Source organism: Ferrimonas aestuarii, from assembly GCF_005116665.1.
Classification (GTDB): Bacteria; Pseudomonadota; Gammaproteobacteria; order Enterobacterales; family Shewanellaceae; genus Ferrimonas; species Ferrimonas aestuarii.
In genome coordinates, this window is sequence record NZ_SWCJ01000029.1 from 15,578 (window position 1) to 27,676 (window position 12,099).

At 52.8% G+C, this 12,099-nt stretch carries 15 protein-coding genes; 12 read left to right on the forward strand and 3 right to left on the reverse strand.

The window, feature by feature from the left end; all coding sequences use genetic code 11:
* The first annotated feature begins 65 nt into the window (after positions 1 to 65).
* From pilM to FCL42_RS21170, 9 genes are all read left to right on the forward strand, one after another.
* Positions 66 to 980, forward strand: a complete 915-nt coding sequence (gene pilM, locus FCL42_RS21130; RefSeq protein WP_136865407.1) for a type IV pilus biogenesis protein PilM — start codon at positions 66 to 68, stop codon at positions 978 to 980.
* Positions 967 to 1,524: a PilN domain-containing protein gene (locus FCL42_RS21135; protein ID WP_136865408.1), complete on the forward strand. Its 558-nt coding sequence runs from the start codon at positions 967 to 969 to the stop codon at positions 1,522 to 1,524. Before pilM ends, FCL42_RS21135 begins: the two co-directional genes overlap by 14 nt.
* Positions 1,514 to 2,095, forward strand: a complete 582-nt coding sequence (locus FCL42_RS21140; protein ID WP_136865409.1) for a type IV pilus inner membrane component PilO — start codon at positions 1,514 to 1,516, stop codon at positions 2,093 to 2,095. The genes FCL42_RS21135 and FCL42_RS21140 overlap by 11 nt, the downstream gene beginning before the upstream one ends.
* A complete protein-coding gene (locus FCL42_RS21145; protein ID WP_136865410.1) occupies positions 2,092 to 2,616 on the forward strand; it encodes a pilus assembly protein PilP in 525 nt (174 codons plus the stop codon). The genes FCL42_RS21140 and FCL42_RS21145 overlap by 4 nt, the downstream gene beginning before the upstream one ends.
* Positions 2,616 to 3,932: a type IV pilus secretin PilQ gene (locus tag FCL42_RS21150; protein WP_229359925.1), complete on the forward strand. Its 1,317-nt coding sequence runs from the start codon at positions 2,616 to 2,618 to the stop codon at positions 3,930 to 3,932. Before FCL42_RS21145 ends, FCL42_RS21150 begins: the two co-directional genes overlap by 1 nt.
* Before the next feature lie 240 nt (positions 3,933 to 4,172).
* A complete protein-coding gene (aroK, locus tag FCL42_RS21155) occupies positions 4,173 to 4,688 on the forward strand; it encodes a shikimate kinase AroK (RefSeq protein ID WP_136865412.1) in 516 nt (171 codons plus the stop codon).
* 15 nt (positions 4,689 to 4,703) lie between these two features.
* Positions 4,704 to 5,786 carry a 3-dehydroquinate synthase gene (gene aroB, locus FCL42_RS21160; protein ID WP_136865413.1) on the forward strand — a complete coding sequence of 361 codons (1,083 nt, stop codon included), beginning with the start codon at positions 4,704 to 4,706 and terminating at the stop codon, positions 5,784 to 5,786.
* Between the two features lies 1 nt (position 5,787).
* Positions 5,788 to 7,338, forward strand: a complete 1,551-nt coding sequence (locus FCL42_RS21165) for an AAA family ATPase (RefSeq protein ID WP_136865414.1) — start codon at positions 5,788 to 5,790, stop codon at positions 7,336 to 7,338.
* 38 nt (positions 7,339 to 7,376) lie between these two features.
* A complete protein-coding gene (locus tag FCL42_RS21170) occupies positions 7,377 to 8,195 on the forward strand; it encodes a Dam family site-specific DNA-(adenine-N6)-methyltransferase (RefSeq protein ID WP_136865415.1) in 819 nt (272 codons plus the stop codon).
* Here FCL42_RS21170 and FCL42_RS21175 read toward each other — a convergent pair.
* The 3 genes from FCL42_RS21175 to FCL42_RS21185 all read right to left on the reverse strand — a co-directional run bounded on the left by FCL42_RS21175 (position 8,192) and on the right by FCL42_RS21185 (position 9,393).
* Positions 8,192 to 8,371, reverse strand: a complete 180-nt coding sequence (locus FCL42_RS21175) for a DUF2970 domain-containing protein (protein WP_136865416.1) — start codon at positions 8,369 to 8,371, stop codon at positions 8,192 to 8,194. The genes FCL42_RS21170 and FCL42_RS21175 overlap by 4 nt on opposite strands.
* Positions 8,368 to 8,628 (reverse strand): hypothetical protein, encoded by a 261-nt coding sequence (locus FCL42_RS21180; RefSeq protein ID WP_136865417.1) that lies wholly within the window; start codon positions 8,626 to 8,628, stop codon positions 8,368 to 8,370. The genes FCL42_RS21175 and FCL42_RS21180 overlap by 4 nt, the downstream gene beginning before the upstream one ends.
* 123 nt (positions 8,629 to 8,751) lie before the next feature.
* Positions 8,752 to 9,393 carry a TorF family putative porin gene (locus tag FCL42_RS21185; RefSeq protein ID WP_136865418.1) on the reverse strand — a complete coding sequence of 214 codons (642 nt, stop codon included), beginning with the start codon at positions 9,391 to 9,393 and terminating at the stop codon, positions 8,752 to 8,754.
* A 194-nt stretch (positions 9,394 to 9,587) separates the two neighbouring features.
* On the opposite strand from FCL42_RS21185, the gene rpe reads away from it, so the two are divergent.
* From rpe to trpS, 3 genes are read left to right on the forward strand one after another with little or no spacing between them, the layout of a single operon-like run.
* Positions 9,588 to 10,256, forward strand: coding sequence for a ribulose-phosphate 3-epimerase (gene rpe, locus FCL42_RS21190; RefSeq protein WP_136865419.1), 669 nt, complete (start codon positions 9,588 to 9,590; stop codon positions 10,254 to 10,256).
* Between the two features lie 3 nt (positions 10,257 to 10,259).
* Positions 10,260 to 10,967 (forward strand): phosphoglycolate phosphatase, encoded by a 708-nt coding sequence (locus FCL42_RS21195; protein WP_136865420.1) that lies wholly within the window; start codon positions 10,260 to 10,262, stop codon positions 10,965 to 10,967.
* Positions 10,960 to 11,964, forward strand: a complete 1,005-nt coding sequence (gene trpS, locus FCL42_RS21200) for a tryptophan--tRNA ligase (RefSeq protein ID WP_136865421.1) — start codon at positions 10,960 to 10,962, stop codon at positions 11,962 to 11,964. The genes FCL42_RS21195 and trpS overlap by 8 nt, the downstream gene beginning before the upstream one ends.
* Positions 11,965 to 12,099: the final 135 nt, after the last annotated feature.

The window sequence follows — 12,099 nt, forward strand, 5'->3', positions numbered from 1 at the left end:
AGCTATTCCATTTTTAGAGTGATCAACATCAAACGCTTACGGATAAGCGTGTGAGGCAGGCAAGGATGCAGTTTCCGTTTTACCGGGCCGCCACCCCCGTAGTGGGTATAGACATCGGTAGCTCGAGTATCAAAGCCGTGGTGCTCACTTCCAGTGAAGCATCCCCAGATTACACCTTGATGATCCCCCATCACGATGATGTGGTGGCGGCGCTTATGCAGGTGCGTAAACAGCTCCCTTCAACGATCAAGCAAGCGGTCATCGCGGTGGCCGGTACCTCGGTGATGACCAAGATGATTCAGATGGATGCCAACCTCAATGATGAGCAGTTAGAGGCTGAGATTGAGATTGAAGCGGAAAATCTGATTCCTCATCCCTTAGATGACGTTTATCTCGATTTCGAGTCCATGGGATTGGCCGATGAACCCAGCAAGCAAAACGTGGTGCTGGCCGCCTGCCATCGAGACGCAGTGGACCAGCGAGTGGCCTGGGTTCACCAAGGAGGATTTGAAGCCAATATTGTTGATGTGGAAGGGTTGGCCTTGGCCAGAGCGGTAGCAACGGATTACGGTGACGACAAGCCCATTGCCGTCCTAGAGCTGGGGTACACCAAATCGATTCTGGTTAAAAATGGCAATTTCGGAACGCCGGAGGTGCTGGAATTGGCGGCGGCCTTGCCAGATCTCGAGCAGGAGCTTAGCCAGAGCCAACTGGTCGACTGGTGCGGGACCTTGAGTCAGTTGCTCGTTCGAGCGTTATCCAATGGCATGGTTGACGAGGCGTCTGACGATAGCTGTGCTCAGCTATTGCTGGTTAGCGGTGGTGGTCGGTTTCACGGCGAGATTTTAACTCAGTTGCAAAAGCGCTTGCCAATGTCGTGCCAGTCTCTGGTGCTGGAGCGATGGCCTCAAGGGGAAGAGAGTCACCATTATGGAACCGCGTATGGTCTGGCATTAAGGGGGTTCTGTGGCCGCCATTAACCTGCTGCCTTGGCGCGAAAAACGGCGTCGCCAAGCTGGGCGTCGGTTTCAGTTTACCCTGATGGCAACCTTACTGTGCGCAGTCGTGGTTCTGGTTCTCGGCATTGAGGGGCTGTCGCTGGCTAGGGAGCAGCAACGTCAACGTAACCTGTATCTGCAACAGCAAATTGCGCAGGTGGATGCTCGCAATCAACAGGCGCAGTCTTTAGCTGCACAGTTTGAGGCGTTACAGCAGGCGCAGGCGCTGATTCAACATCTGCATCAAGACAGCCTCTCTGGCGTGAGGCTATTTAATGCCTTGCATCAGGTTATTGATGATGGCGTGCAGTTGCAGCGGCTTCAGCTTGAAGGGGTCAACATTGAGTTGGATGGCTTTTGTCATTCGAATAATCAACTTTCCGATCTGCTGCGTGCCATGGAAGCCTCGCCTTGGTTGACTGAACCCATGTTGGAATCCATCGAAGCGGGGACGCTGTCAGGGCGACGAGGCCACTTCTTTCGGCTAACGGTGTCATTGGTAATCGGGGGCGGCCGTGAGTCTTGATGATCTCAATCGGATGGATTTTCAAGCGATTGCTCTGTGGCCACGCTGGGCGAGGGTAGCGCTGCTGAGCGTCTTATGGGGAATGATGACCATGATACTTGGGGCGATATTCTGGCAGACCCCTTTTTCTCAGTGGCAGCAGGCTCGAGACCGAGAGCACGAGCTTAAACAGGAGTTCCAAGGGAAATACTTGTTGTCTGCTCAGCTGGAGCAAAAGCAGCAACACCTTCAGGCTCAACAGCAACAGATGCACCATCTGTTGCAGATCCTACCTAGCCAGCATCAACTGCCACAACTGTTGGATGACATTACTTTTCAGGCGACCAAGAACCAGCTGGTGATAACTCGAGTCGGATGGTTAAAGCCCAAGTTGCAGCAAGACTACGTAAGTCTGCCGTTAGAGTTGCAGTTGCAGGGCAGTTTCATCGACTTTGGACATTTTCTGGATGGCATCGCCAATCTGCCTAGGATCGTCAGCGTTGAGCGCTTGGAGATCAGCGAGCAGGAATCAAATTTGGGCTTCAAGTTGGTGGCCGCCAGTTATCGCCTTTCTGCCAAGGAGCAGCCATGAGGTGTTACGACTGGCTGGTTGTGATGGCGCTGGCTCTGCTCTGCGGTTGCCAACCTAGGGAGGATCTGCAGCAGTTTGTGGTGAGAGTAAAGGCGCAGCCAGTGGCCCCATGGCAGCCGCCGTCCTCGTTAGTAGAGTTGCCCACGGTCCACTACCAACCGACGGAGCGAGATCCGTTCCAAGGTCAGCGAGGAGAGGTGTTTGCGGATGCCGTGACTGAGCGTTGCCAGCATCATGAGCTCATCGTAAATCACTCACCGCTTCAGCGGGCGGCACTGGCAACCCTGACCATGCGCGGCAGCATTGGCAATGGCACCCGCCTGTGGGCGCTAATTGAAACCGATGACGGGCGTTTGCACCGTATCTCTCGAGGCGATGGCATCGGGCTGGATTTAGGCCAAGTGGTGAATGTGTTTCCCAGCCATATTGAGATTCTTGAGTGGGTCGAAAATGGTGGCGGTTGTTTGCAGCCTAGAGAGGCGGTACTGGCATTGGTGGACTCGGCGCAGGAGCAATGGTAATGGGGCGTTTACTCTTCCGGTTTCTGTTTTTATTGGGTGTGATTCCCAGCCTCCTGTTTGCGAAGTCTGAAAATCTTAGCTTCAACTTTCAAGATGTCCCAGTGCGAACCGTGCTTCAGATCATCGCAGAGCATCAGCAGCTCAATTTGGTGGTCAGCGATACCGTAACTGGGAATCTGACCCTCAAGCTGGACAATGTCCCTTGGTACCAAGCGCTGGATCTGGTGCTTGAGATCCGCGGGCTTGGGCAGAAGCGACAGGGGAATGTGCTATTGATTGCGACGCTTGAGGAGCTCGCCGCTCAGCAGCAGAGTGAATTGCAGCATCAACAGGAGCAAGAGCGATTGCGGCCGCTGCACTCTAGGCACTACGCCATCAACTATGCCAAGGCCCGAGAGGTGGCGTCTTTGCTGCAGGGTAGTGGTGGCAACCGGTTGCTGTCTGAGCGAGGCGTGGTCAGCGTGGATGAGCGAACCAACACATTATTGGTGCGCGACAGCGAGGCGACGCTGGCGGAGTTGGAGGCATTGATTGTCGTCCTTGATGTTCCGGTTCGTCAGGTGGTGATTGAATCTCGAATGGTTACCGTCAGGGACAATGTCGATTCGGAGCTGGGCATTCGCTGGGGCATTTACGGGGAAAATGGCAGTGGGCTGCTGTCAGGTTCCATTGAGGGAAACGACAGTTTGGGCTCTGGAGTGACGCCTTCTATTGGCGATCGTTTGAATGTGAACATGCCTGCTGTCAGCCCCAATGCTTCCAGTTTTGCGTTTCAGGTTGCCAAGTTAGGGGATGAACTGATTCTGGATCTGGAGTTGTCAGCACTGGAGGCGGAAGACAAAGGGGAGATCATCGCCAGCCCTCGGCTGACCACCTCCAATCAATATACGGCGTTTATTGAGCAGGGGGAGGAGATCCCCTACGAAGAGAGTACCTCCAGTGGTGCGACGTCGGTGGCGTTCAAAAAAGCGGTATTGAGTTTGACGGTGACACCGAGAATTACCTCAGATAATAAAGTGGTGCTGGATCTGTTGGTGACTCAGGATACCCGTGGCCGCGAAAGCTCGACGGGGGAGGTGGGCATCAACACTCAGCGAATCTCGACTCAGGTGCTGGCCAATGATGGCGAGACCGTGGTGTTGGGAGGCATCTTTCAGAAACAGCAGCTGAAAACGGTGACCAAGGTTCCGGTACTGGGAGACATTCCTTATGCCGGCTGGCTGTTTAGAAACACTCGAGATACCTCCATAAAAACCGAGTTGCTGATCTTCGTAACACCTAAGATTATGTTTGATTCGCTCCCTGTTGCTCGTTAACAGGAGATTTTCGTAAGTTAATGTTAGTGGCAGTAGGGTGTTTTTCACCCGCCAGAGGCGTGAGGGCGTAAGCTCGGTAAAAGTGTGACTAGGAACGACGAATACCAGCTAAAAATCGTGTCTATTGCCATCTACCGCCTATCCTTGCGATAATCGTCCCCCAAAATAATGTCACAGTGGTGTATTTAAGCCATCTGCTGATGGTCGATAGTTAAAAAATTGAGTAATTAGACGTAGAAAATGGCTGAAAAAAGAAACATTTTTCTAGTTGGCCCTATGGGTGCTGGTAAAAGCACCATCGGTCGCCACCTGGCACAAATGCTGCACTTAGATTTTTACGATTCTGATCACGAGATCGAAGCTCGCAGCGGTGCCGACATCGCTTGGGTATTCGATGTTGAAGGTGAAGAAGGTTTCCGAGTGCGCGAAGCTCGCGTAATCGAAGAGTTGACTGAAAAGCAGGGTATCGTTCTGGCAACTGGCGGTGGCTCCGTCAATAGCAAAGATATCCGTAACCGCCTGTCCGCACGCGGCATCGTTGTGTACCTAGAGACCACAATCGATAAGCAAGTGGCTCGCACTCAGCGCGATAAGCGTCGTCCTTTGTTGCAGGTTAACGATCCACGCGAAGTGCTGGAAAACCTAGCAGAAGAGCGCAATCCGCTGTACACCGAAATCGCCGATCTGGTGATTCGCACCGACGATCAAAGCGCCAAAGTGGTTGCTAGTCAGATCGTTGAACGCTTAGGTTTCTAACTACAAAGAGTTGCCATGGAACGGATTCAGGTTGATCTGGGAGCTCGCTCCTACCCCATCATGATTGCTGAGCAGGTTTTGCGTCAGCCTGAGCTGTTTCGCCCATACGTCGATGGCAAACGCCTGCTGATTGTCAGCAACGACGTTGTGGCACCGCTCTATCTGTCTACGCTTGAGCACAGCCTAGAGCAGGCTGGTGCTCAAGTGGACTCTCTGGTGCTCGCCGATGGCGAACAGCACAAAACCATGGAGAGTCTAAACGCCATCTTTACCCACCTTCTTGAAGCCAACTTTGGTCGCGACACTCTATTGGTGGCGCTGGGTGGTGGTGTGATTGGCGATATGGTCGGATTTGCCGCCGCCTGTTATCAGCGTGGTGTTCCCTTCTTGCAAGTCCCTACCACGTTGTTGTCTCAAGTTGATTCCTCCGTGGGAGGCAAGACCGCCATCAATCATCCTCTGGCAAAGAATATGATTGGTGCGTTCCATCAGCCTCAGGCGGTATTCATTGACACCCAAGCGCTGTCTACGCTGCCAAGCCGAGAGTTCGCAGCGGGCATGGCGGAAGTCATTAAATACGGCATTATCTGGGACCGTCCGTTCTTTGACTGGTTGGTGGAATCCAAAGACAAACTGCAGTCGTTGGATCCTCAGGCATTGGCGTATGCCATTCGCCGTTGCTGCGAAATTAAGGCCGACGTGGTGGCCGAGGATGAAACCGAACGCGGCGTGCGTGCACTGTTGAATCTGGGGCACACCTTTGGCCATGCCATTGAGGCAGATCAGGGCTACGGCGTGTGGTTGCACGGTGAAGCGGTGGCTGCCGGTACCGTGATGGCATCAAAGCTGGCCTATAAACGCAATCAGATGAGCGAGAGCGAGCTTCAGCAAGTGATCGACATTCATGCCGATTACCAACTGCCAATTGACCCGCCCGCTGAGATGACCCTGGAACGATTCTTAGTGCCAATGCAGCGCGACAAGAAGGTGATGGCTGGAAAGCTGCGCTTTGTGATTCCTATCCATATTGGCCAGGCAGAACTGGTTGCCGATGTAACTCAGCAGGAACTGGCATCTCTGATCGACAGTCAGGGTTAACATGGACACCGCGTTCACCCTGCTACCGAGTCAGCAGCAACTGCTAGACAGGTTAAAGTATCTGATCGAGTACGGTGACCACGCCATTTTGCTTCATGGCAAAGATGGCGTGGGCAAAACCGTGCTGTCTCAGGTACTGCTTGAATGCGCCGATGGCCTGAATCAAAGCTACCTGCATTGCCCTCCACAGCCAGACCCAGCAGCCATTCGCACTCAAATTCTTAATCAGCTGTTTATCAATCCGCTGTTTGATCCCCATGAGCCACTCATCGACACCTTTGAGCGTTTACTGCAAGACAGTGAACAGCGGCTGCTGTTGGTGATTGATGACGCCCATGATCTGCCGCAGGTGATTTTGGCTGAGTTGTTGACGATCTTCTTGACCCAATCTCAGCGAAGCTGGCGCCTGACCTTGGTGCTGGTTTCTCTGCCGCAACTGGTGCAGCACCTCCTTGCGGAGCTCCCCAGTGATTATCATGAGCACTTGCTGCCGGTAAACATCGAGCCACTAAGCTTGGCTGAGTGTAAGCAGCTTTACGGCATGTTGGCACAAACTGGGTCGGTGTCGCGGTTTGTAAATCAGATTGCCATCGACGCTAAGTTGGCGCGATGTGAAGGCCGTGCCAGCGCGATTGCGGCTTTGGTGAGTGAGGCCAGTCCTGGACTTCCAGTAAAAGCGGCGGCCTTTCGTTACCGAAATGCCATCGTGGTGCTAGCGACCTTGATGCTTCTGGGCGTACTTTGGCTAGCGATTGATCCCTTGGCCGATGAGGAGCCCAAGGTTTCTGTGCCTGCAGAGCTGGACAACTTCGCTCCCATCGAGCGACCGGCGGACATGCCTCCGTTGATGCGCCCGAATCTGGCAGAAACTGAGTCAACACAGAGCATCGAATCAGAGGTTTCCTCTGAGGCAGAGGAGAGCTCTGGAGAGTCACTGGAGCTGGCCGGCGAGTGGCAAGATATCTCCAAACCTCAACCTAAGCCTGAGCCCAAAGTGATCCCAGAGCCTGTAGAGGTGCCTGCGGTTGCGAACACGGCTCCGGATGCAGAAGCGACAGATGCAAGCGCGGATATAGCCGAGCTTGATCCGCTGCTGTTGTCCGCTCAAGCCGACTTAGCGGAGATGGAGCAGGAGCTCGCGGAGTCTGAGCGGCAAAAACAAGCAGAGCTAGAGCAGGCGAAGTTGATGGCAGACTCTCAACTGCCAGAGCAACCGCTTACGATACAGCCTCTGGCACGACAACCGTTGGCACAGCGGCCTGAACAGAGCTTTACCTTGCAGCTGGCGGTGTACTCCTATCCACAGCTAATGCGTCGATATTTAACCCGTTTGGACAGCACCGATAATCTGGCGTTGTATCGAAAACACCGTGAACCACAAACTTGGTATGTGGTGGTTTATGGTGGATTTAACGACAAAGTGAGTGCGCAACAGGCACTGCCTCAGCTACCGGAATGGGTGCAACAGAGCCAGCCTTACTTGAAGTCGCTCAAAGAGGTGCAAGGCGAACTCATAGAACAACTGGATTTAGCTGCGTTTTTGGCTGAGTGAAGGTAGAATCACATCTTTTTACGGCAGTTGGCGATTGAATGAAAACTAAAACGCGGGCATTTTTAAAATGGGCCGGGGGCAAATACGCCCTTGTTGAAGAGATCGCCCGTCGCCTGCCGCAGTCTGAGCGATTGGTGGAGCCCTTTGTCGGCGCCGGTTCGGTATTCATTAATACTGATTATTCGTCGTACCTGCTTAGCGACATCAATCCCGATCTGATCAATCTGTACAAGACCATTCAAAGCCAGCCGGATCATTATATTCATGAAGCGGCCAAGTTGTTCGTACCGGGCAACAACGATAAAGCTCGCTACTATGATCTCCGTGCAGAGTTCAATCAAACTCAAGACACCTTCGAACGTGCGGTGATGTTCCTATACTTCAATCGCCACGGCTACAATGGTTTGTGTCGCTATAACAAGAAGGGCGGCTTCAATGTGCCCTTTGGTTCCTACAAAAAGCCCTACTTTCCTGAGAAAGAGCTGAATTTCTTCGCCGAGAAAGCGCAGCGAGCCACCTTTATTTGCGCCGATTATCGAACCACCTTTGAGCAGGTGCGTACCGGTGATGCGGTGTATTGTGATCCGCCTTATCTGCCGCTGTCTGCGACCGCCAGTTTTACCAGCTACGCCAGCGGTGGATTTAATATGGATGCACAACAAGGGTTAGCGGATTGTGCCAATGACGCTGCAGAGCTCGGTGCCAGTGTGTTGATTAGCAATCACGATACCCCTCAAGCGCGAGAGATCTACCAAAACGCCAGCTATCAGGATTTTTTGATGGTGAAGCGCACGATCAGTCAGAAAGGGGCAGGGCGTAAAAAGGTCAATGAGATCTTCGCTCGTTATGGCAACTAGCTTAAGACCATATTGACGATAGCCAGCAGGCTAATCACAAACAGCGTTACCATCACCACACCAACGACGATGTAGGGAAGCGGAGAGCTTTCGTTGAAATCTCGTTGGCGATTGGCTTCTGATTGCACCCCAAATAGGGCTGCTAACACACTTCCAAAGGCGTTACGCCAACTCATTGGCTGTCCATGAAGGCATCGCTCTCTTCCCGCTTAGGGGCAGGGTGCATAAAGCGATACAGCAGCTCCATGGAATCAACAAAGTGAAATTGGCTTGAACCACTGGCTCCGGCGAGCCAAGTGCGCCATTTAAGCTCGGCGAATGAGCCATGAGGGCATTCATCTTCACACTGGCGCAAATGCCACGACGATAGGGCGATTGCAGGAACCGCAAACGCGGCGACAAACCAGCAAGCTTTCCGTGCTTTCGTACGCATCCTGATGCTCCAAGTGAAGGTATGAATTGCTGATAATAACTCAGGATGGCGGAAAAATGAACGATGTATGTGAAAAAAGCCACCGTATCCGGTGGCTTTCTGAGATGTTGTGTCGAATGGGGCTTAATAGCTGAAAGTGACGCCCACTAGGTAGGTGTCTTCTTCATCTTCGTGATAAGCCACGCCAGCATACAGGTCAACGTGATCGTTGACGGTATAGCCCAAGGTCGCCATCAGGTCATAGGCACCGTCACCTTCATCGGGTTCGGCGTAGCCGCCGTGCAAGCTGAGGTAGATAGGATCGGTAATGGCGATGTCGTAGTTCACCTCACCGTACCAGCTTTCCAGTGTTTGATCGTAATGCAGCGCGGTGCCAATACCGTATAGGTCAACGCCTACGTGCCACTCGGTAGTGTGGCCACCCACATCTTGGTAGTAGTAGCGAATCACGCCCAGATCGATGCTGATGTCATCGTTCAAATCGAACGCGTAACCACCATACCAGTCGACCTCGATTTCGGTGTCACCGCCATTGTCGTAGTTTGATGCCCAGATTCCGGCATACACGCCACTGGCATGAGCGTAGTCGACACCACCCTGTAGTGCTGGGTCTTCATCAGACAGCGTGACACCGCGGAAAATGTAATTGCTGACTGCGCTGGCATTAAAGCTCACGTCGTGGCCATTGCCAAGATCAACAGCTTGAGCCGCCGGTGCCAAACAGAACAGCACAGCTAGAGAAGTAAATTTGAGTTTGGTCTTCATCATCCGAATCCTTAAATTTTTGGCGTTTTATCCCTGTAAAACGCCTTCACGTCAACAATTTGATTCGGACCTGGGGGTATTTCTGAACCTAATTACTTTTTATTAACATTGCAAGAGCTTTTTGTTGCTTGGGTCATCGAGGCATAAGGGCTAAAATGTCTGCAATTCTAATGACTTTAAACCGAGGAATGGTGATGAGTAAGTTTTTGATCGCCCCGTCTATCTTGTCTGCTGACTTTGCCCGCTTGGGTGAAGAGGTGGAAAACGTGTTGGCCGCTGGCGCCGATGTCGTGCACTTTGACGTGATGGATAACCATTACGTCCCTAACCTGACCATTGGTCCTATGGTGTGTCAGGCACTGCGTGATTACGGTATCCAAGCACCCATTGATGTGCACCTGATGGTGAAGCCTGTGGATCGCATCATTCCTGATTTTGCCAAAGCTGGTGCTTCCATCATCACCTTCCACCCTGAGGCTTCTGAGCACGTTGATCGCAGCTTGCAGCTGATTAAAGACCATGGCTGTCAGGCGGGTCTGGTGTTCAATCCGGCGACGCCGCTGCACTATCTTGATTACGTGATGGACAAAGTAGACGTGATCTTGCTGATGAGCGTTAACCCAGGTTTTGGTGGCCAGTCCTTTATTCCTGCTACGTTGGACAAGATCCGCGAAGTGCGTCGCCGTATCGATGAAAGCGGCCGCGACATTCGCCTGGAGATCGATGGTGGCGTTAAGGTGGATAACATCGCCGAGATCGCCGCAGCCGGTGCCGACATGTTTGTTGCAGGCTCAGCCATTTTCGCTAAAGACGATTATAAGGTTGAGATCGACAAGATGCGCGAACAACTGGCGAGTATCTAATCGATGACTGAGATGTTTAAAGGCGTTACCGCCATCGCGTTCGACCTGGATGGCACTCTGGTGGACAGTGTGCCTGATCTGACCGTTGCTTGTGCTGAGTCTTTGCAAGAGCAAGGCCTACCTCGTTGCTCTGAGGCGTCCGTGCGCAGTTGGGTTGGCAACGGTGCCGAGATGTTGATTCGTCGCGCTCTGGCATGGGCGCTTGATGATCAACCTAGTGAAATGCAGGTTTCTGAGGCGTTATCTGCCTTTAAACGTCACTATGAGGCGAATTTGACCGGCAACAGTCGCCTTTACCCTGGGGTTTCTGATACGTTAACCCGCTTGGGTGAGCGCGGCTATCGATTGGCGCTGATCACCAACAAACCCTATCAATTTGTGCCACCTCTGCTTGAAAGCCTTGGTATCGATGCGCATTTTGAGGTGGTGTTTGGCGGTGACTCTCTGCCAGAGAAAAAACCGTCGCCCCTGCCGCTGCTGCATCTGTGTCAGCAGTGGCAACTGCCACCACAGCAACTGCTGATGGTGGGAGACAGCCGTAACGACGTCGATGCCGCTCATGCCGCAAAGGCAGCCAGTGTGGCATTGACCTACGGCTACAACCATGGAGAGCCGGTTGAAGACAGCCAGCCCTCCTTAGTACTGGATAATTTTGAGACACTGCTGGCGTATCTGCCGGCAAAAACAGAAGAGACGATACAAAATGACTAAACCTGTTGTATTCAGCGGCGCCCAGCCGTCGGGCGGACTCACCATTGGTAACTACATGGGTGCCCTACGTCAGTGGGTGCAGCTGCAGGAAAGCCACGAGTGTCTGTTCTGTATTGTGGATCAGCACGCCATTACCGTGCGTCAGGATCCAAAGGATCTCTACAACGCCAGCCTAGACACCCTGGCGCTGTATCTGGCGGTGGGCATCGACCCTGAAAAGAGCATCGTATTCGTTCAGTCTCACGTGCCGGAGCACGCTCAGTTGGCTTGGGTACTGAACTGCTACACCCAGATGGGTGAGCTGAACCGCATGACTCAGTTTAAAGATAAGTCGCAGAAGCACGCCAGCAACATCAACGTGGGTCTGTTTGCTTACCCATCACTGATGGCGGCGGACATTCTGCTGTATCAAACTGCCGAAGTGCCTGTGGGCAGCGATCAGAAACAGCACCTGGAGCTGACTCGTGACATCGCCACTCGCTTTAACAACATTTATGGCGATATCTTCAAGGTGCCTGAGCCGTTCATTCCACCGGTGGGCGCGCGAGTGATGAGCCTTCAGGATCCAACCAAGAAGATGTCTAAATCGGACGATAACGACAACAACATCATCCGCCTGTTGGAAGATCCGAAGAAGATCACCAAGAAGCTTAAGCGTGCCGTAACTGACTCTGACGAGCCGCCAGTGGTACGTTTCGATATTGAGAATAAACCGGGCGTTTCCAACCTGCTGAGCATCATGTCTGGCGCTACCGGCAAGAGCTTTGAAGAGCTGGAAGCGGAGTTCGAAGGCAAGATGTATGGTCACCTGAAAGGCGCTACTGCAGAAGCGGTTGTTGCCATGCTGGAGCCGCTGCAGGAGCGTTACAACACCATTCGCAACGACCAAGAGTATCTGGAAAAAGTGATGCGCGAAGGTGCAGAGCGTGCCCGAGCCAAAGCTCAAGCGACCCTAAAGCAGGTTTACGAAGCAATTGGCTTCCCTGTATTAAAATAATGGTTTAGGTGTGTCGTCCTGAAATGCGTTGACACTTTTCAGTTAGAGCCAGTTGCATCAGCAACTGGCTTTTCCATGCACCTCGTTTGGGGTTTTCATTCCCAGGCTAAGGTGCGGTCTCAAGTTGTTATAGGT

Coding starts and splice junctions, on each gene's coding strand:
- FCL42_RS21175 (WP_136865416.1), bottom strand. CDS start 8,371: ATGAGTTGGCGTAACGCCTTTGGAAGTGTGTTAGCAGCCCTATTTGGG.
- FCL42_RS21165 (WP_136865414.1), top strand. CDS start 5,788: ATGGACACCGCGTTCACCCTGCTACCGAGTCAGCAGCAACTGCTAGAC.
- pilM (WP_136865407.1), top strand. CDS start 66: ATGCAGTTTCCGTTTTACCGGGCCGCCACCCCCGTAGTGGGTATAGAC.
- aroK (WP_136865412.1), top strand. CDS start 4,173: ATGGCTGAAAAAAGAAACATTTTTCTAGTTGGCCCTATGGGTGCTGGT.
- FCL42_RS21170 (WP_136865415.1), top strand. CDS start 7,377: ATGAAAACTAAAACGCGGGCATTTTTAAAATGGGCCGGGGGCAAATAC.
- FCL42_RS21145 (WP_136865410.1), top strand. CDS start 2,092: ATGAGGTGTTACGACTGGCTGGTTGTGATGGCGCTGGCTCTGCTCTGC.
- trpS (WP_136865421.1), top strand. CDS start 10,960: ATGACTAAACCTGTTGTATTCAGCGGCGCCCAGCCGTCGGGCGGACTC.
- FCL42_RS21185 (WP_136865418.1), bottom strand. CDS start 9,393: ATGAAGACCAAACTCAAATTTACTTCTCTAGCTGTGCTGTTCTGTTTG.
- FCL42_RS21180 (WP_136865417.1), bottom strand. CDS start 8,628: ATGCGTACGAAAGCACGGAAAGCTTGCTGGTTTGTCGCCGCGTTTGCG.
- FCL42_RS21195 (WP_136865420.1), top strand. CDS start 10,260: ATGACTGAGATGTTTAAAGGCGTTACCGCCATCGCGTTCGACCTGGAT.
- FCL42_RS21150 (WP_229359925.1), top strand. CDS start 2,616: ATGGGGCGTTTACTCTTCCGGTTTCTGTTTTTATTGGGTGTGATTCCC.
- aroB (WP_136865413.1), top strand. CDS start 4,704: ATGGAACGGATTCAGGTTGATCTGGGAGCTCGCTCCTACCCCATCATG.
- rpe (WP_136865419.1), top strand. CDS start 9,588: ATGAGTAAGTTTTTGATCGCCCCGTCTATCTTGTCTGCTGACTTTGCC.